The sequence below is a fragment of the Kitasatospora sp. cg17-2 genome (assembly GCF_054031055.1).
Genome location: NZ_CM132923.1, coordinates 4643855 through 4667277 on the forward strand (window position 1 = coordinate 4643855; position 23423 = coordinate 4667277).

24 protein-coding genes are annotated in these 23423 nt (G+C 72.6%); 9 read left to right on the top strand and 15 right to left on the bottom strand.

Annotation, left to right across the window (positions count from 1 at the left end; all coding sequences use genetic code 11):
• Nucleotides 1–30: 30 nt before the first annotated feature.
• The 5 genes from ftsH to dacB form a co-directional block, all read right to left on the bottom strand.
• Nucleotides 31–2085 (bottom strand): ATP-dependent zinc metalloprotease FtsH, encoded by a 2055-nt coding sequence (ftsH, locus tag ACW14Y_RS19530; protein ID WP_380310766.1) that lies wholly within the window; start codon nt 2083–2085, stop codon nt 31–33.
• 230 nt (nt 2086–2315) lie between these two features.
• A complete protein-coding gene (hpt, locus tag ACW14Y_RS19535; protein WP_030059589.1) occupies nt 2316–2870 on the bottom strand; it encodes a hypoxanthine phosphoribosyltransferase in 555 nt (184 codons plus the stop codon).
• A gap of 70 nt (nt 2871–2940) precedes the next feature.
• A complete protein-coding gene (gene tilS / locus ACW14Y_RS19540; protein ID WP_456987859.1) occupies nt 2941–4080 on the bottom strand; it encodes a tRNA lysidine(34) synthetase TilS in 1140 nt (379 codons plus the stop codon).
• A gap of 266 nt (nt 4081–4346) precedes the next feature.
• Nucleotides 4347–5525 carry a zinc-dependent metalloprotease gene (locus ACW14Y_RS19545; RefSeq protein WP_456987861.1) on the bottom strand — a complete coding sequence of 393 codons (1179 nt, stop codon included), beginning with the start codon at nt 5523–5525 and terminating at the stop codon, nt 4347–4349.
• A gap of 82 nt (nt 5526–5607) precedes the next feature.
• A complete protein-coding gene (gene dacB, locus ACW14Y_RS19550) occupies nt 5608–7341 on the bottom strand; it encodes a D-alanyl-D-alanine carboxypeptidase/D-alanyl-D-alanine endopeptidase (RefSeq protein ID WP_456987863.1) in 1734 nt (577 codons plus the stop codon).
• 77 nt (nt 7342–7418) lie between these two features.
• Here dacB and ACW14Y_RS19555 point away from each other — a divergent pair, with 77 nt between their 5' ends.
• Entirely contained in the window at nt 7419–7910 is a 492-nt protein-coding gene (locus tag ACW14Y_RS19555; RefSeq protein WP_030397564.1) for an inorganic diphosphatase, read from the top strand.
• A 222-nt stretch (nt 7911–8132) separates the two neighbouring features.
• Nucleotides 8133–8807 carry a biliverdin-producing heme oxygenase gene (locus ACW14Y_RS19560; RefSeq protein ID WP_266311793.1) on the top strand — a complete coding sequence of 225 codons (675 nt, stop codon included), beginning with the start codon at nt 8133–8135 and terminating at the stop codon, nt 8805–8807.
• A 141-nt stretch (nt 8808–8948) separates the two neighbouring features.
• Here ACW14Y_RS19560 and ACW14Y_RS19565 read toward each other — a convergent pair whose 3' ends face one another.
• Nucleotides 8949–9887, bottom strand: coding sequence for a TolB family protein (locus tag ACW14Y_RS19565; RefSeq protein ID WP_402725176.1), 939 nt, complete (start codon nt 9885–9887; stop codon nt 8949–8951).
• 430 nt (nt 9888–10317) lie between these two features.
• Here ACW14Y_RS19565 and ACW14Y_RS19570 point away from each other — a divergent pair, with 430 nt between their 5' ends.
• Complete coding sequence (locus ACW14Y_RS19570) at nt 10318–10905, top strand: hypothetical protein (RefSeq protein ID WP_380389605.1); 588 nt, start codon at nt 10318–10320, stop codon at nt 10903–10905.
• A gap of 39 nt (nt 10906–10944) precedes the next feature.
• Here the strand turns inward: ACW14Y_RS19570 and ACW14Y_RS19575 are convergent, their stop codons facing one another.
• The 4 genes from ACW14Y_RS19575 to ACW14Y_RS19590 form a co-directional block, all read right to left on the bottom strand.
• Complete coding sequence (locus ACW14Y_RS19575; RefSeq protein ID WP_456987866.1) at nt 10945–11880, bottom strand: hypothetical protein; 936 nt, start codon at nt 11878–11880, stop codon at nt 10945–10947.
• Nucleotides 11881–12120: 240 nt separating this feature from the next.
• Nucleotides 12121–12297 carry a hypothetical protein gene (locus tag ACW14Y_RS19580; RefSeq protein ID WP_456987868.1) on the bottom strand — a complete coding sequence of 59 codons (177 nt, stop codon included), beginning with the start codon at nt 12295–12297 and terminating at the stop codon, nt 12121–12123.
• Entirely contained in the window at nt 12294–12527 is a 234-nt protein-coding gene (locus tag ACW14Y_RS19585) for a hypothetical protein (protein ID WP_380309295.1), read from the bottom strand. Before ACW14Y_RS19585 ends, ACW14Y_RS19580 begins: the two co-directional genes overlap by 4 nt.
• Entirely contained in the window at nt 12524–12889 is a 366-nt protein-coding gene (locus ACW14Y_RS19590) for an ATP-binding protein (protein WP_380389599.1), read from the bottom strand. The genes ACW14Y_RS19585 and ACW14Y_RS19590 overlap by 4 nt, the downstream gene beginning before the upstream one ends.
• Nucleotides 12890–13146: 257 nt before the next feature.
• On the opposite strand from ACW14Y_RS19590, the gene ACW14Y_RS19595 reads away from it, so the two are divergent.
• The 3 genes from ACW14Y_RS19595 (at nt 13147) to ACW14Y_RS19605 (ending at nt 14475) form a co-directional block, all read left to right on the top strand.
• A complete protein-coding gene (locus ACW14Y_RS19595) occupies nt 13147–14007 on the top strand; it encodes a helix-turn-helix domain-containing protein (protein ID WP_380309299.1) in 861 nt (286 codons plus the stop codon).
• A gap of 11 nt (nt 14008–14018) precedes the next feature.
• Nucleotides 14019–14210 carry a DUF397 domain-containing protein gene (locus tag ACW14Y_RS19600; protein ID WP_456987871.1) on the top strand — a complete coding sequence of 64 codons (192 nt, stop codon included), beginning with the start codon at nt 14019–14021 and terminating at the stop codon, nt 14208–14210.
• Nucleotides 14211–14283: 73 nt separating this feature from the next.
• A complete protein-coding gene (locus tag ACW14Y_RS19605) occupies nt 14284–14475 on the top strand; it encodes a DUF397 domain-containing protein (RefSeq protein ID WP_456987873.1) in 192 nt (63 codons plus the stop codon).
• Nucleotides 14476–14545: 70 nt separating this feature from the next.
• Here ACW14Y_RS19605 and ACW14Y_RS19610 read toward each other — a convergent pair whose 3' ends face one another.
• Complete coding sequence (locus ACW14Y_RS19610; protein ID WP_456987875.1) at nt 14546–16228, bottom strand: HtaA domain-containing protein; 1683 nt, start codon at nt 16226–16228, stop codon at nt 14546–14548.
• A 39-nt stretch (nt 16229–16267) separates the two neighbouring features.
• Nucleotides 16268–17818, bottom strand: a complete 1551-nt coding sequence (locus ACW14Y_RS19615; RefSeq protein WP_456987877.1) for an HtaA domain-containing protein — start codon at nt 17816–17818, stop codon at nt 16268–16270.
• A gap of 172 nt (nt 17819–17990) precedes the next feature.
• Between ACW14Y_RS19615 and ACW14Y_RS19620 the strand changes: the two genes are divergently transcribed.
• From ACW14Y_RS19620 to ACW14Y_RS19630, 3 genes are read left to right on the top strand one after another with little or no spacing between them, the layout of a single operon-like run.
• Nucleotides 17991–19019, top strand: coding sequence for a heme/hemin ABC transporter substrate-binding protein (locus ACW14Y_RS19620; protein WP_456987879.1), 1029 nt, complete (start codon nt 17991–17993; stop codon nt 19017–19019).
• Nucleotides 19016–20089 carry a FecCD family ABC transporter permease gene (locus ACW14Y_RS19625; RefSeq protein ID WP_380309308.1) on the top strand — a complete coding sequence of 358 codons (1074 nt, stop codon included), beginning with the start codon at nt 19016–19018 and terminating at the stop codon, nt 20087–20089. Before ACW14Y_RS19620 ends, ACW14Y_RS19625 begins: the two co-directional genes overlap by 4 nt.
• On the top strand, nt 20086–20910 hold the full coding sequence (locus ACW14Y_RS19630; protein WP_380309310.1) for a heme ABC transporter ATP-binding protein: 825 nt from the start codon (nt 20086–20088) through the stop codon (nt 20908–20910). The genes ACW14Y_RS19625 and ACW14Y_RS19630 overlap by 4 nt, the downstream gene beginning before the upstream one ends.
• A 13-nt stretch (nt 20911–20923) precedes the next feature.
• On the opposite strand, the gene ACW14Y_RS19635 is transcribed toward ACW14Y_RS19630, so the two are convergent.
• The 3 genes from ACW14Y_RS19635 to ACW14Y_RS19645 all read right to left on the bottom strand — a co-directional run bounded on the left by ACW14Y_RS19635 (nt 20924) and on the right by ACW14Y_RS19645 (nt 23119).
• Entirely contained in the window at nt 20924–21139 is a 216-nt protein-coding gene (locus ACW14Y_RS19635) for a dodecin (RefSeq protein ID WP_266270256.1), read from the bottom strand.
• A 366-nt stretch (nt 21140–21505) separates the two neighbouring features.
• Nucleotides 21506–22462, bottom strand: a complete 957-nt coding sequence (locus ACW14Y_RS19640; protein WP_402725163.1) for an asparaginase — start codon at nt 22460–22462, stop codon at nt 21506–21508.
• A gap of 75 nt (nt 22463–22537) precedes the next feature.
• A complete protein-coding gene (locus ACW14Y_RS19645) occupies nt 22538–23119 on the bottom strand; it encodes an RsiG family protein (RefSeq protein ID WP_380309314.1) in 582 nt (193 codons plus the stop codon).
• Nucleotides 23120–23423 lie beyond the last annotated feature (304 nt).

Consider the following 23423-nt stretch of genomic DNA (forward strand, 5'->3'; position numbering starts at 1 on the left):
CATCCATTCCGGCGGGTGCCGGGCGGTTCGTCAGCCCTCGGTGGGCGGCTCGACGGGCAGCTGCGGGAGCTTGACCACGTCGGCCGGAGCGGCCTCGGCGGTGGCGGCGGCGCCGTTGGTGAGCGCCAGCTCCTTGGGCGACTGGACCGGCGGGCGGGTGGACGGCGTCCGACGGGCGGAGCCGGTCCAGGCCGGACGGGTCGGGCGCTTGACGATCGGCGCGAAGATCTCGGCGATCTGCTCCTTGTTGAGGGTCTCCTTCTCGAGGAGCTCCAGGACCAGGTTGTCGAGCACGTCGCGGTTCTCGACCAGGATCTCCCAGGCCTCGTTGTGCGCGCTCTCGATGAGCTTCTTGACCTCTTCGTCGACCAGCCCGGCGACCTCTTCCGAGTAGTCGCGCTGGTGGCCCATCTCACGGCCCAGGAACGGCTCCGAGGCGTCGTTGCCGAACTTGATGGCACCGAGGCGCTCGGTCATGCCGTACTGGGTGACCATGGCCCGCGCCGTGGCGGTGGCCTTCTCGATGTCGTTGGAGGCACCGGTGGTCGGGTCGTGGAAGACCAGCTCCTCCGCCGCGCGCCCGCCCAGCATGTAGGCCAGCTGGTCGAGCATCTCGTTGCGGGTGGTGGAGTACTTGTCCTCCTCCGGCAGCACCATGGTGTAGCCGAGGGCGCGGCCGCGGGACAGGATCGTGATCTTGTGCACCGGGTCGCTGTACTGGCAGGCCGCCGCGACCAGGGCGTGACCGCCCTCGTGGTACGCGGTGATCTTCTTCTCCCGGTCGGACATGATCCGCGTGCGCTTCTGCGGACCCGCCACGACGCGGTCGATGGCCTCGTCCAGGATGTAGTTGTCGATCAGCTTCTTGTCCGAGCGGGCGGTCAGCAGCGCCGCCTCGTTCAGGACGTTCGACAGATCGGCACCGGTGAAGCCGGGGGTGCGCTTGGCGACGGCCGAGAGGTCGACGTCGGGCGCGATCGGCTTGCCCTTCTGGTGCACCTTGAGGATGTCCAGACGGCCCTGGAGGTCGGGGCGCTCGACCGCGATCTGACGGTCGAAGCGGCCCGGGCGCAGCAGCGCCGGGTCGAGGATGTCCGGGCGGTTGGTGGCGGCGATCAGGATGACGCCGCCCTTGACGTCGAAGCCGTCCATCTCGACCAGCAGCTGGTTGAGAGTCTGCTCGCGCTCGTCGTGTCCGCCGCCGAGGCCCGCACCGCGGTGCCGGCCGACGGCGTCGATCTCGTCGACGAAGACGATCGCCGGGGCGTTCGCCTTGGCCTGCTCGAAGAGGTCGCGGACCCGGCTGGCGCCGACACCGACGAACATCTCGACGAAGTCGGAACCGGAGATCGAGTAGAACGGCACCCCGGCCTCGCCCGCGACGGCACGCGCCAGCAGGGTCTTGCCGGTCCCGGGCGGGCCGTAGAGCAGCACACCCTTGGGGATCTTGGCGCCGACGGCCTGGAACTTGGCCGGCTCCTGGAGGAACTCCTTGATCTCGTGGAGCTCCTCGACCGCCTCGTCCGCGCCTGCGACGTCGGAGAAGGTGGTCTTCGGGGTGTCCTTGGTGAGCAGCTTCGCCTTGGACTTGCCGAACTGCATGACGCGCGAGCCGCCGCCCTGCATCTGGTTCATCAGGAAGAGGAAGACCAGCACGATGATCACGATCGGCAGCATCGACAGCAGGAGGCTGACGAGGGTGCTCTGCTTCTCGGGGCTGATGGTGTAGCCCTCGGTCAGCGTGCTCTGGTCGTTGTCATTGATCTGGGCCTGCAGCTTGTCGGCGATGCCGACGCCCTGGTCCCCGATGTAGGAGGCCTGGAACTTGCTGCCGGACTGCGGCTTGCCGGTGCCAACGGCAGGCAGCTTCGCGCCGTCCTTCAGCTGAATCTTGATCGTGTTCGAGTCACCCGTGGTGATCTGCGCCGACTTGACCTGCTTCGCGTCGATCGCTGCGACGACCTGGCCGGTGTCCACCGTCTTGTAGCCGTTCGAATCCGAAACGACCTGCATCAGCACGATGACGGCGAGGACGGCCAACACGATCCACATGATCGGCGCACGGAAGTATCGCTTAACGTCCATCCATGCGGGGCGTTGCCGCCCCGTCCCTCCTGCCACTCAACGGCGCCGCGGGGCTGTGGGCCACCGGCGCATTCGGTCAGTCAGTGCTCATGTGAAGAGCGGTTTTATTGGACCGTACCGCAGGACGCCCCCCACGTGGCGGGAGCACGGCGATACGACGTTCTTCTATGGTCCCCCGATCCAACGGGCGGGAACAGGATCCTGTTCCCGCCCGTCGTCCGAACGGGTTCTCAGCCGCCGTAGACGTGCGGGGCGAGGGTGCCGATGAAGGGGAGGTTGCGGAGCTTCTCCGCGTAGTCGAGACCGTAGCCGACCACGAACTCGTTGGGGATGTCGAAGCCGACGTACTTGACGTCGATCTCGACCTTGGCCGCGTCCGGCTTGCGCAGCAGGGTGCAGACCTCCAGCGAGGCCGGGCCGCGCGAGCCCAGGTTGCCGAGCAGCCAGGACAGCGTCAGACCGGAGTCGATGATGTCCTCGACGATCAGCACGTCGCGGCCGGCGATGTCGGTGTCGAGGTCCTTCAGGATCCGGACGACGCCGGAGGACTTGGTGCCCATCCCGTAGGAGGAGACCGCCATCCAGTCCATGGTCACCTGCGAGTGCAGGGCGCGGGCGAGGTCCGCCATGACCATCACGGCCCCCTTGAGGACGCCGACGATCAGCAGGTCCTTGCCTGCGTAGTCCCGGTCGATGCGCTCGGCCAGCTCCAGGAGCTTCGCGTCGATCTCGTCCTTGCTGATGAGCACCTTCGCGAGGTCAGCGCCCATGTCGTTCTGGTCCACCGGGGATACGTCCTCAAACGTGTCGGGGTCTGGATGGCCGGCGGCCGGCTCCCCCGGGCATGCCCGCCCGTCAGTCGCCCTGCCGCCGAAAGACCAGCGTGCCACACCGCCGGGTGGCTTCGACGCCCCCGGGTAGGTGCAGGGGTCCCTGACCCCGCCATCCGGTGACCAGCAGGTCGATCGTCTCCAGGTGCCGGGCGAAGAGGTCCCCGGCCGGACAGCCCGCCCGCAGCGCGGCCCGGCGCAGCACCCGGCGGCGCACGGCGGGGGGCAGCTCGGACAGTTTCCCGGCGTCCAGGGTGCCTTCGCCCGTCCGGATGTCGCGCTCGGCCAGCGCGGCCCACTGGTCGAGCGCGTCGGCGTCGTCGCGGAACAGCCGGGCGGTGCGGGCGAGGGCCTCGACCACGCCGCCACCGAGGTGCTTCTCCAGCACCGGCAGCACCTCGTGGCGGACCCGGGCCCGGGTGTAGGCCGGGTCGCAGTTGTGCGGGTCGTCCCAGACCTGGATCGCCTGGGCGGAGCAGGCCTGCCGGGTGGCCGCCCGGTCGAGCTCCAGCAGCGGGCGGCGGTAGCGGCCCTTCTGGGCCGGCATGCCGGCCAGCGAGCGGGCCCCGGAACCCCGGGCCAGGCCCAGCAGGACGGTCTCGGCCTGGTCGTCGCGGGTGTGGCCGAGCAGGACGGCGACCGCGCGGTGCCGCTCGGCGGCCGCGTCCAGGGCCGCGTACCTGGCGTCCCGGGCGGCGGCCTCGGGGCCGCCCTCGCGGCCGACCCGGACGGCGATCGCCTCGACCGGGTCGAGGCCGAGCTCGCGCAGCCGGTCGGCGACCTGGTCGGCCCGCTCGGCGGAGCCCGACTGGAGGCCGTGGTCGACGGTGACGGCGCCGACCCGCAGACCGATCTTGGGGGCCTCGAAGGCGGCGGCGATGGCGAGCGCCATGGAGTCCGCGCCGCCGCTGACGGCGACCAGGACCAGCGGCGAGCCGGGCGCGGCGGGGGTGCGGGGCAGCCCGGACGGGTGGCGGTGGGCGTTGCCGATCAGCGTGGTGCCGACGGCGGCCGGCAGCGCGGCGGCGGCCACCGGCACGCCGGGGACGCGCTCGCGCTGCTCGCGGGCCGGCGCGGTGAAGGTGGAGCCGGCCTCGGCGGCGAGGTCGGCGAGGGTGCGGCGTACGGCCAGGCGTATCGCGGCTACAGCGGGGTGTGGGCCCACGGCGGACGACTCCTCGACGGAGGGGGGACAGGACTGCGGTGGGCGCGGCGGGGACCGCGCATCCATGAGCACCCTGTTACCGGGCGCTCACAGATGGTGGCAGAAAGGAGGCACCCGCTACGCCACCCGCGCCACCGGTACGACCACCGTCCCACGTTCGGGTGAATGAAGAAACGTATCTTCACCCGCCATGTGCACGACTGGACCACGCGTGCGAACGGAGCCGACCGCCCCCGGACCTGCCCGGCCCGCCCCGGACGGGGCCGTCAGCGGCCCACCCGGGCGACCCAGGCGGCCGGGTCGTGGATCTCGTCCTTGGTCGGCAGGGTGTTCGGCGAGGTCCAGACCCGGTTGAAGCCCTCCATGCCGACCCGCTCGACCACACCCCGGACGAAGACCGCGCCGTCCTGGTACTGGCGGAGCTTGGCGTCCATCCCGAGCAGTCGGCGCAGCACCAGGTCCAGCCGGTTGGCGCCGCGGTCCCGGCGCTGCTGGAACTTCTCCCGGATCTCGGCGACGCTCGGCACCACGGCCGGGCCCACACCGTCCATCACCACGTCCGCGTGCCCCTCCAGCAAGGACATCACGGCGGTCAGCCGGCCGAGGATCTCCCGCTGGGCCGGTGACTGGACGATCTCCAGCAGGCCGGCCGACGGGGCGTCGCCACTCCGGCCGCCGAGGCCGGGCAGGCCGGCACCGAGCGAACCGGCCGCGTCCCGCAGCCGCTCCACCAGCGCGCCGGGGTCGACGTCCGTCTCGGCCAGGAAGGACTGCACCTCGGACTGGATGTGGTCGCGCAGCCAGGGCACCGCGGTGAACTGGGTGCGGTGGGTCTCCTCGTGCAGGCAGACCCAGAGCCGGAAGTCGGCCGGGTCGACGTCCAGCTCCCGCTCGACGTGCACGATGTTGGGCGCCACCAGCAGCAGCCGGCCCGGACCGGGGCCCTCGGGGCCCAGCCGGGGCTTGTCGAACAGCGCGGCCGGGCTGTCCGGCGCCTCCAGCGAGGGCTCCGCCGGGGCGAAGGTCTCGTACTGGCCGAGCACCTTGGTGGAGAGGAACGCCAGCAGCGCGCCGACCTCGATCCCGGTGGCCTTCTCCCCCACCGTGCCGAGCACGGCGGAGGCCGAACCGCCCGTCCGGCGCGCCTGGAGCTTCTCCACCAGCGGCTGGACGATGGTGCGGAAGCCCGCCACATTGGCCCGCACCCAGCCGGGGCGGTCCACGATCAGCACCGGGGTCGCGGCGGCGTCGGCCAGGCTGCTGGAGCGCATGCCGGTGAACTCCCGGACGTGCTCCTCCGCCGCCAGGGCGTGCCGTCGCAGTTCGGCGACCACCGCGGCCGCCTCGGCCCGGCTCACCTCCGGCCCCGGCCGCACCAGCCTGGTCGCGGTCGCGACCGCGAGATTCCAGTCGACCATGTCGGCCCCGCCGCTCGCGCTCGTCATGCCCTCACCGTACGTGCTCCCGTGCGCCTGGGGGAGCCGGAACGGCCGGTCAATGGCGGCCCGGTGGCCGACCCGTGACCGCTCAGCGGCAGCCGCAGGCCGCCAGCCTGGCCACCACCCGGTCCATCGCGGCGCGGGCGGTGTCGACGGGGGCGCCGGTCCGGGTCATCAGGGCGAAGGCGAGCTGCCGCCCGTCGGCGTCCACCACGGTGCCCGCCAGGGTGTTGACGCCGCTGAGGCTGCCGGTCTTGGCCCGGACCAGGCCGGCCGCGTCGGCCGCCCCGGAGCCGGCGCCGAAGCGCTTGCCGAGGGTGCCGGTGAAGCCGGCGATCGGCAGGCCCGTCAGCACCGGACGCAGCGTCGGGTGCTGCGCCGAGGCGGCCAGGGCGAGCAGCTTGACCAGGACCACCGGCGGGATCGCGTTGCCGGGGTGCAGACCGCTGCCGTCGTTGAGCACCACGCCCGTCATCGGCACGCCGAGCCGGGTGAGTTCCTGGGTGACGGCGGTGGCGGCGCCCTCGAACGCGGCCGGCTGGTGGGCCGCGATCGCGGCCTGGCGGGCGATCGCCTCGGCGAGGGTGTTGTCGGAGGTGGTCAGCATCCGCTCGACCAGCCGGGCCATGGTGGGCGAGTCCACCCGGCCGAGCACGGGGGCGTCGGCGGCGGCCGGGGCGGTGGCGGCCTTCGCCTTGCCCTGGACGGTGACGCCCTGGGCCTTGAGCAGGTTGGCGAAGGACTCGGCGGCCGCGCCGGCCGGGTCGGTGACCCGGGCGGGGGCGTCGGCGAGGCTCTTCGGGTCGACCTTGCCCTCGTCCACCATCAGCGGCGTCACCGCGGCGATGTTCTCGGCGTCGTGGTTCTTGTGCAGCAGGGGGCCGGTGTAGAGCGTGACGTCGTAGTCGAGCGCGACGGTCGTGGTGCCGGCGGCCTTCAGCGCGGCGGCGGTCTGCCGGGCCAGCGCGTCCAGCGAGGCGGGGGCGGTGTCCGGGTCGGCGGGGACGCCCGCGACCTGCACCTGGTCGGCGGGGAGCGCGGTCAGCGTCGGGTCACCACCACCCACGAGGGTGATCCCGCCCGTCGCCGCGTTCTTGACGACCCGGGTGGCAAGCCGGGTGTCGCCCGGGATCAGCGAGAGGGCCGCGACCGAGGTGGCCAGCTTGGTGGTGGAGGCGGGGGTGGCGGCCGCGTTCTCCCCCTTGCCGTAGAGGAGTTGGCCGTCGGCGGCGTCCGCGACAGCGAGGCCGACGGTGCCGAGGTTCTGGTCGGTGAGCACGGTGGCGAGCGCCTGCTGGAGGCCCTGCGCGGTGGGCAGTCCGGCGCCCGGACCGGCCTCGGCGGCGGCCAGCACGGCACCGGCCGGGGCCGGCCGGGCGACGGCGGAGGGCTTGGCCGACGCGGACCCGGAGGCGGACGCGGAGGAAGGGGCAGAAGCGGAGGCAGAGGCGGAGGCGGACGGGGACGGGGAGGTCGACGCGGAGGCGGCGGTGGACGGCGGGGTGGTGGTCGGGCGGGCGGAGCCGCTGCCCGGGCTCCCGGGCCGGCCCGACTCCTCGCCGTGGTCCCCCCGGTCGCCCCTGTCCCCCTTGTCGCCCCTGTTCTCCCGGTCGCCGCCCCGCCTGCCGTTGCTCTCGTCCTGGTCGCCCCGGGTGCCGCCGGTCCCCGGTCCGCCCGGCGAGGCCGATCCGGACGGCGGCGCGGACGGCAGCGCGAACGCGCCTCCCGCCCCCAGCACCGTCGCGGCGACCAGCAACGACGCCCCGAACAGCCCCGCGGCCGTCCCCCCGCGCCGGCGCCCCGACACAGCCCCTGCTCGCACCGACCCGGCCCCTTTCCTGAGCACTCACTCCCGTAGGAGACACTTGGATTCTGTCAGTCCCTACCTTGGAGGAACCGTTGGAGTTCGACGTCCTTATCGAAATCCCTAAGGGCTCTCGTAACAAGTACGAGGTCGACCACGAGACCGGTCGCCTTCGGCTCGACCGGATGCTCTTCACCTCGACCCGCTACCCGGCCGACTACGGCTACGTCGAGGGCACCCTGGCGGACGACGGTGACCCGCTGGACGCCCTGGTCATCCTGGACGAGCCGACCTTCCCCGGTTGCCTGATCAAGTGCCGCGTCATCGGCATGTTCAAGATGACGGACGAGGCCGGCGGCGACGACAAGCTGCTCTGCGTCCCGGCGACGGACCCGCGCTGGGAGCACCTGCAGGACATCCACCACGTGTCGGAGTTCGACCGTCTGGAGATCCAGCACTTCTTCGAGGTCTACAAGGACCTGGAGCCCGGCAAGTCCGTCGAGGGTGCCAACTGGGTCGGCCGCGCCGAGGCCGAGGCCGAGGTCACCGCGTCGATCAAGCGCCTGGCGGAGCAGGGCGGCCACTGAGCCGTCCGCCCGTCTCGTTCGTCCGGCGGTCCGTCCGCCCGGGCGCTTCGGGGTAGGCGAGGCAGTCGAAGGCCGGGGTTCGCGGAGTACTTCCGCGGGCCCCGGCCTTCGCCGTTCCCGGGGCCGGGTGAGGATGGGTTCCCGACACCCTGTCGGCATAACGCAGCCTTAGGTTAGGCTAACCAAAGCAATCGGGGACGTACTCGACCACTGGAGGCCCGCATGCCCACTCCCGAGCAGCCCGTAGTCCCGTTCTCCACCGTGCTGCGCACCGCGAGCAGCGCCGAGCACGAGGCCGCCGAACAGTCCTCGTTCATGAGCCGCCTGCTCGGCGGGCACCTCGGGATCGAGGCGTACGCCGACCTCACCGGCCAGCTCTGGTTCGTCTACCGCGCCCTGGAGGAGCGGGCCGAGGAGCTCGCGGAGCACCCGGTGGCCGGGCCGTTCGTGGACAGCACGATCCTGCGCACCGCCGCCATCGAGCGCGACCTCGCCCACCTGCGGGGGCCGGACTGGCGCGAGGGCCTCGTCCCGCTGCCGGCCACCGCCGCGTACGTCGCCCGGCTGGAGGAGCTGGCCCGCGAGTGGCCGGCCGGCTGGATAGCGCACCACTACACCCGCTACCTGGGCGACCTCTCGGGCGGCCAGATCATCCGCGGCATCGCCGAGAAGACCTGGGGCTTCGAGCGCAAGGGCGACGGCGTGCGGTTCTACGTCTTCGAGCAGGTGGAGAACCCGGCCGCGTTCAAGCGCGACTACCGGGCCAAGCTGGACGCCGCCGGGCTGGCGCTGGACGAGGTCGAGCTCCGCCGGGTGGTCGAGGAGTGCAAGCGCGCCTTCCAGCTGAACGGCGCGCTCTTCCAGGACCTGGACACCCGGTACCCGCTGAGCGCCTGAGCATCCGAACGGCCGAACGGCCGAACGCCTCGGAGCAGGAAGTCGGTCGATCCGACTTCCTGCTCCGAGGCGCTTCACCGGACTTCCCGGGCCCTGCCGCCGTGCGGCGAGGGCGGTCAACAGTCCTCGTGCTCGCTGATGTCAGCCGCGGTAGGCCGGCAGGCCGACCCGGCTGGTGACCACGACGGGCTTGGCGGCACCGCTGACCGGGAGGGTGACGATGCCCTTCGGGGTGCGGGCGGCGATGGTCCGGCCGTCCGGCGAGAAGGTCGGCTGGGTGTAGTCGGTGGTGGCGTTGGGGGTGAGGTCCTTGGGGGCCTTGGCGCCGCGGGCCTTCACGAAGAGGTGGTCGTGCCCCTTCACCGAGCGGACGAAGACGACGTCCTCGCCACCGGGCGAGACCGCCGGCTGGGAGCCCTTGGCCACCTCGCCGGTCTGCGAGCGCAGGTAGTTGTCCTGGATGTAGACGGTGCCGTCGCCGGTGTTGGCGTAGACGGTGGCGCCGTTCCGACCGCCCGAGTTCGGCCAGATGTTGCCCGTCTGCGGCAGGGGGGCCTCGCCGGGGCCCGCCGAGGGGTGCACCTCGCGCGGCTCGCCCTGGACGGCCGTGACGGGAATGGTCAGCAGACGGGAGACACCGTTGGTCCGGGCCACGAAGACGATGCTGTTCCTGGCGGGCGACTCCGCCTCCGGGACGGCCGGGACCGTCTGCCAGGTGGGGTGGTTCCAGTTCTGGCCACCGGGGTTCTTGGCCACGACGACCCGGTTGCTGCCGTCCGCGTCGGAGACGACGAGGTTGCTCGAACCGTCCACGAAGACCGCCTTGTTGCCGTCCGGCGACCAGGCGAGGTCCCGCACGACGGTGCGGAAGTCGACGGTCTTGCCGTCGATCTGCACGTAACGGGTCCCGTTGCTGACGGTCAGCACGTTGTGCTTCAGCCCCTTCGAACCCGACGCACCGAGCGAGGCGGCCTGGGCGGCCGGGCTGACGGTGGCCGCGAGGGCCAGCGACAGAGCAGCCACAGCGGCGAACTTCGCGGCGCGGGACGAGGACTTGCGGAACGAAAGGGCCTTGCTCATGACTGGATTCCCCCAGGAACGACGTAATGGTCCGGTGCGTCACCAGAGTCGCGTCCGCCATCCCGGCGGATCGTCGTCCGCTTGTTCGGCCCCTCGCTGCTCTGTGCGATGAGAGAAGCCTGTCAGCCGTCCTTCGCTAATCCGTGCGCCAACCGTCACAGACGTGAAACAGCGTCACACGAGCTACACACCGGGACGCCGGGCCTCGGCCGCGACCAGGACTCGACCGGAACGCACAGGCGGCTCCCCCCGCCGGAGGGAAGCCGACGGGTCCGAGCTCCCGCGCCGAGCACCGGCAGAGCAGCCGGAAGCCCGAATGCCTCGGAGCAGGAAGTCGGTCCGGCCGACTTCCTGCTCCGAGGCGTTTCGCCGGCTTCCGCCGGGGGATCCGGCACTGTGCGACGAGGGCAGTTCCTGATACTGATGGGGCGTGCGCTTTGACACTGTCCCGATACCGCCGTCCGTCGATGCCCGGCCCCGCGATGTGCGCGGCTACCCCGTTCCGGCGATCACGCCGTGGGAGGGCGACCAGCCCCAGTTCGCGCTGACGGACTACGGCCGCAGCGCCGACTGCGCGCGGGAGCGGCTCTGCTCGGTCTGCAACCTGCTGATGCCCGAGGGGCCGGTGTGGCGGGTGGTCGGCGAGGCGGAGAGCGCCGCGATCGCCGAGGCACTGGAGGCCGGGCGTCCGTACCGCAACATGGCCCCGACCCTGGAGGGCCCCGGCCACCGCGCGTGCATGCTCTACGCCTCGATGGTCTGCCCGTACCTGGCCCGGCCCAACGCGCGGCGCAGGCAGTCGGCCGAGCAGCCCGACGAGATGACCGGACATGTCGTCCGGGGCGCGGTGCGGGGCACGACGGGCGCCGTGGTGGGCTTCGCCGACTACGAGTACGGGATCACCGAGACCCGGGTGCTGTTCCGCTTCATCGACGTGGTCGAGTTCCTGCCGCACGACAATGCGGACGAGCATCTCGCCGACCTGAAAACGGAGTTGGACCGCCGGGCCGGTCACTGACCAGGCCCGACGGTCCAACGGTTCTCGTGCTCGCTGATGTCAGCCGCGGTAGGCCGGCAGGCCGACGCGGCTGGTGACCACGACGGGCTTGGCGGCACCGCTGACCGGGAGGGTGACGATGCCCTTCGGGGTGCGGGCGGCGATGGTCCGGCCGTCCGGCGAGAAGGTCGGCTCGGTGTAGTCGGTGGTGGCGTTGGGGGTGAGGTCCTTGGGGGCCTTGGCGCCGCGGGCCTTCACGAAGAGGTGGTCGTGCCCCTTCACCGAGCGGACGAAGACGACATCCTCGCCACCGGGCGAGATCGCGGGCTCGGAGCCCTTGGCCACCTCGTCGGTCTGCGAGCGCAGGTTCTCGTCGCGGATGTAGACAGTGCCGTTGCCGGTGTTGGCGAAAACGCTGGCGCCGGTCTTGCTGCTCGCGTTCGGCCAGATGTTGCCGGTCTGCGGCGGGAAGTCGTCCTCGCCGCCCCAGACACTCAGATCGGCCGGCTGGCCCTGGACGGCCGAGGCGGGAACCGTCTTCAGCCGGGAGACACCGTTCGTCCGGGCGACGAAGACGATGCTGTTCCTGGCGGGAATGTCCGTCCCCGGGACGGCCGGGACCCAGTTCCAGGTGGGGTGGTTCCAGTTCTGGCCACCGGGGTTCTTGGCCACGGTGACCCGGTTGCTGCCGTCCGCGTCGGAGACGACGAGGTTGCTCGAACCGTCCACGAAGACCGCCTTGTTGCCGTCCGGCGACCAGGCGAGGTCCCGCACGACGGTGCGGAAGTCGACCGTCTTGCCGTCGATCTGCACGTAACGGGTCCCGTTGCTGACGGTCAGCACGTTGTGCTTCAGCCCCTTCGCACCTGACGCACCGAGCGAGGCGGCCTGGGCGGCCGGGCTGACGGTGGCCGCGAGGGCCAGCGACAGGGCGGCGACGGCGGCGAACTTCGCGGCGCGGGACGAGGACTTGCGGAACGAAAGGGCCTTGCTCATGATCGGTTCCCCCTGGAACAACGTGATGGTCCGGTGCGTCACCAGAGCCTCGTCCGCCACCCCGGCGGACTGTCGTCCGCTTGTTCGGCCCCTCGCTGCTCTGTGCGATGAGAGAAGCCTGTCAGCCGTCCTTCGCCAATCCGTGCGCCAACCGTCACGGATGTGAAACAGCGTCACGCGATCTGCACAAATGCGACGGAGCAGGCAGTCGGACCGGTCGACGTCCTGCTCCGGGGCGTCTCATCGAGGCCGATGGGGAGTGTCGCCCTCGGGGGCATGGGGCCGTCGGCACCCGCGGCAGGTGATCGGTGGCGGGGGTGGGCCGATCCTGAGCGCGGTGACGACGCCGGTGATCACGGTGGCGATGGCCAGGGCGAGGAGGGCGGCGAAGGCCGCGCCGATGAGGAAGGTGGTCATTCCCGGGCCGCTTCGCGGAGGAGGGTCAGGAGATTGAGGACGGTGGCGACGGAGGTGTCGCCGAAGTCGACGAGAAGGCGGCCGTCGATGGTGTTGCCGTTGACGGCGGCGGACCCCCAGCGGATGCCGAATGGCGCGCCCCGCTCGTGGAGTTCGCGGAGGAGGGCGGTCACTTCGGGCTCGGAGTAGGTGCGGAGGTAGGGGTCGTGCGGTTCGAGGGGGGTGTTCACGCGGCGGCGTCCAGCTCGAACCAGGCGACCTTGCCGGTCTTGGCGGGGTCGACACCGAAGCGGTGGGTGAGGGCGCGCACGAGGTGGAGGCCGCGCCCGGAGGTCGCGTAGAGGTCGGAGGGACGGGGGGAGGGCGGAAGGTCCGGGCAGTCGTCGCACACCGAGACCCGGAGCACGGCGGGCCGGAGGCAGACGAGGACGGCGGGCGCCTGGCAGCCCGCGTGCTGCCAGGCGTTGATGTACAGCTCGTGAAAGGCGAGTTCGGCATCGTCGATGACGTCCGGCGGCCAGCCGGCAGAGAGGAGGGCGGCCCGGAGTTCGGCACGGGCGAGGGAGCAGTCGGGCGGGTTGAGGGCGCGCATGACAGACCTCCGTGGGCGAGGCAGGGGGAGGGAAAGGCGTCGGCGGGCCGGACGGGCAGCATGCACCTACTGCCCTGGCCCAAGGCATTGCTGACAATTCGCCATGTGACCGACGCAACACTGACGGTAGGTCATAAAGTTCCACGCGTGCAACACGATCCAGGAAGATGAGCCGTCGGGAACGAGAGGCCTCACTCTCGCGAGTGGCATGCCGGACCCGAGCAGCGGGAGACTGCTCCGACACGGAAGGACACCCCTTGGCACTCAGGACCCAAATCAGTGAGAGGCAGCGGCGATTCGGCGCCGAACTGAGGCGCCTCCGCGAGGGCGCGGGGCTGGCGGTCAAAGACGCCGGAGCACTCGTCGGCATGGGCGGGCCGCAGCTGAGCCACATCGAGGCTGGGCGGACGGGGCTGGATCCTGATCGCTTGACTGTTCTACTGGGCGCTTACGGTCACATGGATGAGACCTATGTCGCGGCGCTCCAGCAGATGGGGCTCAGCAATGGGAAGGGCTGGTGGAGCGCCTTCAAGGGGCATGTCACCGCCGCCGCCCTCGATCTGGCGGAGTCCGAGTCGACCGCTGCCTCGCTGTCTAGCTACGAAACCCTGGTAATCCCTGGACTGCTTCAGCTCCCCAGCTACAGCGAGGTCATGCTCAGCGGCGACAAGAAGAAGGTGGAGTTTCGACAAAGCCGCCAACAGGTCGTGGGTGAGGATGTGGCTGTCCCGTTCCATGCGGTGATCCATGAGGCTGCTCTGCACACTCGATTCGGCGGCGCGGACGCCATAAGGGATCAGCTGGACCATCTGGTCGAGCTCAGCGAACTCCCTCACATCACCATTCAGATTCTGCCCTTTCGCTGCACCGACTTCGTCTCCACGGGTACGCCATTCATGATCATGCATGGTCGGCACCGCGATCTGGACACAGTGCTGTGGGAGCACCCCGGTGGCACCTCGTACTTGAGCGACCAGGAAGAAATCACTACCTACAACTCGAAGTTCGAGCGGCTCAAGTCCCTTGCTCTCCCAGCGCTGGACACGTCTCGCCCGCTGCGATCTCGTGTCGAGCACGACTCCTGGGGCCTGATTCAACATCTCCGTTACACCCTCTAAGGAAGGCGCACATGTCAGAGCTCGATTGGCAGAAGTCCAGCTTCAGCGGAGATGACGCCAACTGTGTAGAGGTCCGCGTAGGGGTTGGCCTGGTCGAACTCCGGGAATCCGACGACGGCGACGTCATCCTCCCCACCAACCCGGCCGCCTTCGCCAACCTCCTCAACACCATCAAGACCGGCGAACTCGACCACCACGCATAACCTCAACGCGCCCTCGCTCCACCAGAGCGAGGGCGCCAAAGACGGCTCTCAGCAGCCGCGCGGGAGGCAAGCAATGCACGAGCACCACTGGCAGAAGTCCAGCCACAGCGGAGATGATTCCAACTGTGTCGAGGTCCGCATCGGGGCTGGTCTGGTCGAACTCCGGGAATCCGACGACGGCGACGTCATCCTCCCCACCAACCCGGCCGCCTTCGCCAACCTCCTCACCACCATCAAGAGCGGCCAACTGAACCTCCACGCATAACCGACTCCCGCACAGCGCTGTGGCCCCTCGCTCGGATCGAGCGAGGGGCCACAGTTGTTCAAGCCAGCTGTCAGGCGCTGAGGGACGCGCGGCGGCGGCGGGCCAGGGCGGTGGCGCCACCACCCATCAGCAGCAGGCCGGCGGCGGTCGCCACCAGCGGGACCACCGGGGTGTCGGCACCGGTCGAGGCCAGCACGCCGCCACCACCGAGCGACGAAGTGCCGCTGCCGGTGGTGGTCAGGGACGCACCACCCACCGTGCTGCCCGTGCCCGAACCGGTACCCGTACCGCTACCGGCACCAGCACCACCGGCCGCACCGCCGGTGGTCGTGCCCGTGCCACCGGTCGTACCCGTGCCACCGGTCGGCAGCTGGGCGTTCTTGTCGAAGGCCAGCGACACGGTCACCGGGTCGAGCGCCTCGCCCGCCTTGTAGTTGGCAAAGGCCGGCACACCCTCCGCCGTCAGCTTGGCCGGGACCGCGTTCAGCGTCACCACACCGTTGACCGGGGCCAGGCTCGCCTTGGAGAGGTCCAGCTCGGCGATCCGCGCACCGGACAGCGTGCTCGTCTTCCCGTCCAGGGACTTGGCGTTGACGTCGGCCGTCAGGAACGCGCCGTCCTTGTCGATGCTCAGGCCCAGCTTCGAGAAGGTGGTGTCCAGCTGGTAGCCGCCGCCCTCGCCCGGGTGCCCGAGGAAGCGCACCGAACCGGCGAAGCCCGCCGAGAGCGCGTGGGTCTTGGTGTTGTACGCACCCTTGGCGCCGCTGAACTTGTAGTCGGCCGCGCCGCCCGCGAACTCGACCTTGCCGTTGGCCACCGGACTCTGCAGGTACTTGCGGAAGCTCTCCTTGACCTGCCAGTCCAGGGTGCCGTTCACCACCGCGAGCTCACCGGTGCTCGGCGCCGTGCTCGGGCTGCCGGTCGCGGTGGGCGACTTGGTCGCGCTCGGCGAGCCGGTGGCGGTCGGCGAGGAAGTCGCCGTCGGGGAGGAGGTGACCGTGGGCGAGGCGGTCGCCGTCGGCGAAGCGGTGGCGGTCGGCGACGCCGTGGCGGTCGGCGAGGCGGTGGCCGTCGGGCTGCCCGTCGCGGTCGGCGTGGCGGTGGCCGTGGGGGTCTGCGTCGGCGTGGCGGTCGGGGACGGCGTGGCCGGGCTCTGCTTGAGCAGCAGCGACAGCGGGTCCATGTCCGACCCGGCCGCGTAGAAGCCGGCGAACGCCTTGGCGCCCTCCTCCGTCAGCTTCGCCGCCGTCGGCGAGCCGTTGGTGGTGTCCCGGCCGACCGTGAAAGTCACCAGCGGGACGTCGTCGCGACGGGTGACGTCCGGAGCGCCCACGACCTCCTTGGACGCGGTGTCGGCGGTGAGCGTGCCGACCGTACCGGCGGTGGTGATCCTCAGGTCGCTCAGACCCACGTCCAGCGCACCGTGGTGGGCGGTGAACCGCACGCCGCCGGTGAAGGCGGAGGTCAGCGCGTGGCTGCCCATGTCGTAGCTCGCGCTCGCCAGCCCGAAGTGGAAGCTGCCGTCGGCGTTGGTCGTCGCGCCGCCGCTCAGCTCCACCGCGCCCTGGCCGACCGGCCCGGTGACGTAGCTCCGGAAGCTGGCCTTGACCCCCCAGTCCAGCGAGCCGGTGTCGTAGGTGACACTGCTCGGCGCGCCGGCGCCGAAGGCCAGGGCCGGAGCGCCGAAGGCGGTCAGGCCGAGGCCGACGGTGACGGCGGCCAGGGCGGCCATCCGGGTGCGGTTGCGGGACATGGGGGTCTCCGATCGGTGAGCGGGGAAGTGGAAGGGGGTTCAGGCCGCGTCGGCGGGGGTGGCACGACGGCGGCGGAGGACGAACAGACCGGCGGTCACGGCCAGCGCGGCGGCGAGCAGTCCGCCGCCGACCAGGGCCGCCGTCGGGACGCCGCCCGAGTCACCGGCGTCCGCGGCGACCGGCGCCGCGGCGGGCGTGGTCGGCGCAGCGGTGGTGGCCGACGGGGTCGGCGCGACCGCCGGGGCGCTGCCGAGGTCCGGCAGCGGCGGGAGGGCGGCGGCCGGGTCGAGCGCGACGGCGAAGCTCAGCGGGTCCATCGCGGTGCCCGCCGGGTAGAGGCCGCCGAAGGCCTTCCCGCCCGACTCGCTGAGCGTGAGCGGGAGTTCGACGGCCTTGAGCAGACCGCCCTCGGTGGTCAGCCCGGCCGGGTCGAAGGTGCCCAGCTCGACGCCGGTGAGCTGCTGGGTGGCACCGTCCGGGGTGCGGCCGGAGACGTCGGCGCGCAGCACGCCCTTGCCGTCGGCCACGGTGACGGCGGTGTTGGCCAGGGTGAGGTCCAGGCCGTAACTGTCGCCGCTCTTCAGCCCGGTGAAGCGGACGCTGCCGGCGAAGGCGGCGGTGAGCGCGCCGGTGGCCGGGTCGTAGCTGCCCTTGGCGGGCGTCCAGCGGTAGAACGCGCCGCCGTCGGCCGCGCCGCCGGAGAGCTCCCAGCGGCCCTGGGCGATGGTGCCGGTGACGTAGTCGCGGAAGGTCCGGCGCACACCCCAGTCGAGCGCGCCGTTGGCGAACTCGGTGGCGGGGGTGGCCTGCGGGGTGGCTGCCGGGCTGGTCGGAGCGCTCGGGCTCGCCGGAGCCGCCGGAGCGGTCGTGCTCGGCACGGGCGCCGCCGGGGCCGTCGTGGTCGGCGCCGCCGCGGTCGGCGAGGCCGGAGCCGTCGGTGTCGGGGTGGCCTGCGCCGCCGGGAGGTTGACCGAGAGGCTGACCGGGTCGAGGGCCGTCCCGGCGGTGTAGAAGCCGCCGAAGGCCTTGGCCCCCGCGTCGGTCAGGGTCGCCGGGACGTTGCTGAGGGTCAGGGTCCCGGCCGCGCCGCGCAGGTCGACACCGGCCAGCGAGAGCTCGGCCAGCTTGGCCTGGCTCGCGTTGCTGACCTGCCCGGTCTCCCGGGACTTGCTGCTGACGTCCGCGTACAGCCCGGCCGCGCCGCCCGCGGCGGCCCGGAAGGTGAGCCGGCCGATGCTCAGGTCGAGCGCGTTGGCGCCGTTCTCCTGGTGCCCGGTGAACCGGACCCCGCCCGAGAACGCCGCCGTCAGCGCGCCGCCCGCCGGATCGTACGAACCGGTGGCCGAGTGGAACCGGAAGCCGCTGCCCGACACCGTGGCCGCTCCCCCGGTGAGCGCCCAAGTGCCCTTGGCGATGGGGCCGGTGACGTAGGTCAGGAAGGACTGCTTGATCCCCCAGTCCAGCCGCCCGCCGGACACCTTGCCCTCGGCCGCCACCGCCTGGCCGGGGAGGACCACGACGGTCAGCAGGGCCGCCAGGGCGGTCACCAGGGCGGCGGCCATGCGGCGGAGCCGATGGGGCAGAGGCACGCGGATCACTCCTCGGCGGGACGGGAAGGCAGGTCGGAATCGGGGTCGGCGCAGCACAGACCCCCTTGCGAGCTTTAGGTAAGGCTAACCTAATATATGAGTCAAGAGCCCCGTCGACCGCCCCCGCACCCCCACTCCCCGGCGGCGACAACTCCCATCGAAGGGAACGACCTTGAGCAGCAGTACCCCACGAACCAGGGCCGCCCGCGGGCCCGCGATCCTGCTGCTGCTCCTCGGTCTGCTGCTCGCCCTGACCGCCTGCGGCTCGGCCTCCGGCGGCGCCGGCGCGGCCGCCGGAGCGGGCACCTCACGCGCCCCGGACACGGTCGAACCGCTGCCCGACGCGCCGGTCCCCGCCCTCCCGGCCACCGCGACCTCGGCCGACGGCCGGTCCGTCACCGTCGCCAGCGCCGAGCGGATCATCCCGCTCAACGGCAGCCTGGCCGAGATCGTCTTCAGCCTCGGCCTCGGTCCCAAGGTCGTCGCCCGGGACGTCTCCACGACCTTCCAGCAGGCCACCGCCCTGCCCGTGATCACCCAGGCCCACGACGTCTCCGCCGAGGGCGTGCTCTCGCTGCACCCGACCGTCGTCCTCGCCGACCGCTCCACCGGACCGGCCGAGGCGATCGCCCAGATCCGCGCCGCGGGCGTCCCCCTCCTCGTGCTCGACGACGCCAAGCGGCTGGAGGACGTCGGCCCGCGCATCGACACCGTCGCCGCCGCACTCGGCGTCCCGGACGCCGGCAAGCAGTTGAAGGAGCGCACCGAGCAGCGGATCACCGCCGCCAGGGCCGCCCTGCCCGCCGTCGACCGCCACCCCAAGGTCGCCTTCCTCTACCTGCGCGGCAGCGCCTCGGTCTACCTGCTCGGCGGCCCGGCCTCCGGCGCCGGCTCGCTGATCACGGCCGTCGGCGGCGAGGACGCCGGCACCGCCGCCGGCCTCAGCGGCGACTTCACCCCGCTCACCAGCGAGGCCCTGGTCAAGGCCGCCCCCGACGCGATCCTGGTGATGAGCAAGGGACTCGACTCCGTCGGCGGCGTCGACGGCCTGCTCAAGCTGCCCGGCGTCGCCCAGACCCCGGCCGGCCTGGACCGCCGGATCGTCTCGATCGAGGACGGCCAGCTGCTCAGCTACGGCCCGCGCACCCCCCAGGTGATCAACGAGATCGCCGAACAGCTCTACCCCAAGGCCGCCAAGTGACCGCCACCGCGACCGGCGGCAGCGCCGCCACGACCGTTCGGCGGCCCGGCCGGACCACCCTGCTCACCGTCGGCCTGGCCGTCGCCCTGGTGGTCTTCGCCGTCCTCGCGGCCGGGATCGGCGCCTACCGGATCCCGCTCGGCGACATCCTCGCCTCCTTCGGCCACCGGCTCGGCCTCGGCGGCCACGCACTCGACCGCGTCCCCGAGTCGGTGCTCTGGAACGTCCGGCTGCCCCGGGTGGTGCTGGCCCTGCTGGTCGGCGGCTCGCTCGGCTGCGCGGGCGCCCTGATGCAGGGCGTGTTCGGCAACCCGCTCGCCGAACCGGCCGTCATCGGCGTCTCCTCCGGCGGCGCGGTCGGCGCCGTCGGCTGCATCGTGCTCGGCCTGGACACGCTCGGGACCTGGACGGTCACCGCCTCCGCCTTCGTCACCGGCCTGCTGACGGTCTTCGCGGTGTACGCGATGTCCCGCTCCGGCGGCCGCTCCGAGGTCGTCACCCTGATCCTCACCGGCGTCGCGGTGAACGCCTTCTGCGGCGCCCTGATCGGCCTGTTCCTGTTCACCGCCGACACCGCCGCGATCAGCCAGGTCACCTTCTGGCAGCTCGGCTCGCTCTCCCAGGCCACCTGGGGCAAGGTCCTCGGCGTGCTCCCGTTCGCGCTCGTCGGCCTCGCCGTCGCACCCCGCTACGCCCGCTCGCTGGACCTGCTGGCGCTCGGCGAACGGCCCGCCCGGCACCTCGGCGTGGACGTCGAGCGGATGCGGCTGGTGCTGATCACCGTCGTCGCCCTGCTCACCGCCGCCGCGGTCGCGGTCAGCGGCATCATCGGCTTCGTCGGCCTGGTCGTCCCGCACCTGCTGCGGATGCTCGCCGGCCCCGGCCACCGCTTCCTGCTGCCCGCCTCCGCGCTCGCCGGCGCGCTCGTCCTGGTCGCCGCCGACCTCGCCGCCCGCACCCTGGCCGAACCGGCCGAACTCCCGCTCGGCGTACTCACCGCGCTGATCGGCAGCCCGTTCTTCTTCTGGCTGCTGCGCCGCACCAGGACCAAGCAGGGAGGCTGGGCATGAGACTCGGACTGCGCAACCGCCCCGAAGTACCCGAACGCCCCGACCCGGGCAGCGAACTGCTCACCGCGAAGGCCGTCCGGCTGAGCCTCGGCGGCCGCGAGCTGCTGGCCGGCGCGGACGTCCGGGTCACGGCCGGCGAGGTGGTCGCCCTGCTCGGCCCGAACGGCGCCGGCAAGTCCACCCTGCTCTCCGTCCTGGCCGGCGACCTCGTCCCGAGCGCGGGCGAAGTCCGGCTGGACGGCCGCCCGCTGGCCGACTACCGGCCCCTCGACCTCGCCCGGCGGCGCGCGCTGCTCCCGCAGGCGGCCGCGCTGTCCTTCCCGTTCCCGGCCGACGAGGTGGTCCGGATGGGCCGCGCCCCCTGGGCCGGCACCGCCGCCGCCGAGGAGGACGAACGGGTGGTGGCCGAGGCGATGGCCGCCACCGAGTCGGCCGCGTTCACCGGACGGCCGTTCACCGCCCTCTCCGGCGGCGAACGGGCCCGGGTCGCGCTGGCCCGGGTGCTCGCCCAGCGCGCTGCCCTGCTGCTGCTGGACGAACCCACCGCCGCGCTCGACCTGCGGCACCAGGAGCTCGTGCTGCGGCTCGCCCGGACCCGGGCCGCCGCCGGGGACGGCGTGGTCGTCGTGCTGCACGACCTGTCGCTGGCGGCGGCCTACGCGGACCGCGTGGTGCTGCTGGCCGACGGCGCCACCGTCGCCGACGGGCCGGTGGCGGAGGTGCTGCGGGCGCCGCTGCTCAGCGAGGTGTACGGGCACCCGGTCGAGGTGCTGCCGCACCCGCGGACGGGTGTGCCGCTGGTGCTGCCGGAACGCGGGTAGGCGCGCGCCGTCCTCAGCTCTCGTCGTCCAGCCGGAAGCCGATCTTCAGGCCGACCTGGAAGTGCTGGATCCCGCCGTCCGCGAGATGCCCCCGGACCTGCGTCACCTCGAACCAGTCGAGGTTGCGCAGGGTCCGGGAGGCCCGCTCCACGCCGTTGCGGATCGCGGCGTCGATGCTCTCGGGCGAGGACCCGACGATCTCGGTCACCCGGTACACGTGCTCGCTCATGACGGACTCCCTCAGCTGTGCGACGGCCCCCGGTCCACCGTGCACCGGCCCCCGCCCGTCCGCACTCCGGCAACCGCCGGACGGAGAGTGCCGGAGGTTCCCGGGGCGGGCGAACCCGCCCCGGGACCCACTCGCCCGCCCGCCCCGAGCCCCTCCCCTGCGAGCGGGCGACTCCCGCCCCGAGCCCCTCCCCTGCGAGCGGGCGACTCCCGCCCCGAGCCCCTCCCCTGCGAGCGGGCGACTCCCGCCCCGAGCCGAAGGGGCGCGCCGGTGCCGAAAGGGAGAGCGCGAGGGAGCGACGAAGGAGCGAGGGAGCGCCGACCGTCGGCACCGGACAAAAGCGCCCCGGAGGCGAGCGGGCGACTGTCAGAACGCCGCGCGCACCTCGCCCACCGGGACGCCGCCGCCCAGCAGCGGTGCGGCGGCGAGGCGGTCGATCGTGCCGTCCTCGGTGGTGACCCCGAGCCGGCGCAGGGCGGCGGCGAGGACCGGGCCGCGGGCCCGCTCCGCACCGTCGTCGATCTTGAAGGCGAGCGCCCGGCCGTCCGGCAGCGCGACCGCCTGGACGGCCTCGGCGCCCATCTTGGCGAGCGCGCCCGGCACCGCCCGCATCAGCCGGGTGTCGGCGCGGCGGGTGCCGGCCACGTACTCGGGGTGCGCCCGCATCGCGTCGGCGACCCGGCGCTGCGGGGTGCCGGGCTCGGCCAGCAGCAGCGAGCGGTAGCCGCGGGCCAGGCCGGTCAGGCTGACGGCCAGCAGCGGCGCGCCGCAGCCGTCCACCCCGGCGTGCGCGGAGGTCTCGCCGACGGCCTCCTCCAGGGCCTCCTGGGCCAGCCGCTGGATCGGGTGGGCCGGGTCGAGGTAGCTGTCGGTGGGCCAGTCGTTGGCCACGCAGGCGGCCAGCCAGCCGGCGTGCTTGCCGGAGCAGTCCATCAGCACGGGCTCGTGGTCGCCGCCCCAGCGCAGGTGGAGTTCGGCCTCCATCTCGTCCAGCGGGAGGTCGGCGGGGGTCCGCAGGGCGCTCTCGTCGAGGCCGGCGTCGGCCAGTATCCGTCGCACACCGGCAAGGTGAAACGATTCTGCGGAGTGGCTGGACGCCGCCAGCGCCAGCAGCTCACCCTCCAGCGCCAGACCGGCCCGCAGGGTGGCCACCGCCTGGAAGGGCTTGGCGCAGGAGCGGGGGAACACCGGGGCGTCCGGCGTGCCGAGGGAGAACTCGACCGAGCCGTCCGCGGCGAGCAGGACCAGCGAGCCGTGGTGCCGGCCCTCGACGAAGCCCGAGCGGACCACCTCGGCGAGCACGGGCAGGGCGGGGTTGGACATGGCGAAGAGCCTTCCGGAGGTGAGGGTGGGCCGGGGGCGAGCCGGGCCCGTCCCCACTCCGGGGGCCTCGTCCGATCAGAGCGGGCCGCCTGCGAGCAGGTCGTCGACCCGTGCTTCCCCATCACGGTACCTGCGGGTGATCTCGGCGTTGCAGCCGTCCGCCGTCCGCAGCAGCCGCTGCCGCCGCCCGGACACCTCGCGCTCGTGCGCGCGCAGCCGTTCCAGCGCCGCCAGCAGCTCCGCCGCCGGGTGCGCGGACAGGTCGGCCAGCTGCACGTCGCCCATCAGCGTGTCCGCCTCCAGCTGGGACTGCTGCCCCCGCGGCGGCCCCAGGGTGACGTGCCGGGCCGAGCGGCGGACGGTCGGCACCGCGTCCGTCAGGATGGCCGGCAGCCGGTCCAGCAGGGCGCCGGCCGGCTCCGCCCGGTCCGCCGGACGGGCCGCGCCGCCGTCGGGCCGGCGGTCCAGCTCGGCCAGCAGGATGTCCATCCGGCCGTGCAGCAGCCGCCGCAGGTAGGAGAGGTCCTCCTCCTGCTCCAGGGTGTCCCGGCGCAGGGTCCGCAGCTGGTCCAGGCCCAGCCCTTCGAGGTCCGGTTCGGAGCCGGGGTCCTCCGGCGCCCGCTCGTACCGGTCCTGTGCCGTGCCGATCGCGTCCATCAACCAACCCACCTGCCGTCGTCCCGATCCCGCCCGCTCGCGGCACCCCGTCGCCTGCCGCCGGTCCGGCCCGTCACCGCCGCGCGCGCCGTCGGCGCGTTCCCGTCCGGAGGCACGTCCGGACGCCCGCGATGGTTCCCTCCCCCGGCCGTGGCCACCCACCGGGGCGACACGACCAGAACGCCTGACCTACCGGCTCGACCGCCCGGCCGAACCGGGCCCGGCGCGGCGGACCTTCGGCGCCCCGGACCACGGACGTGCCCGGCCCCCTCCGCACGACGCGGCGGACGGCCGGATCCGCCCT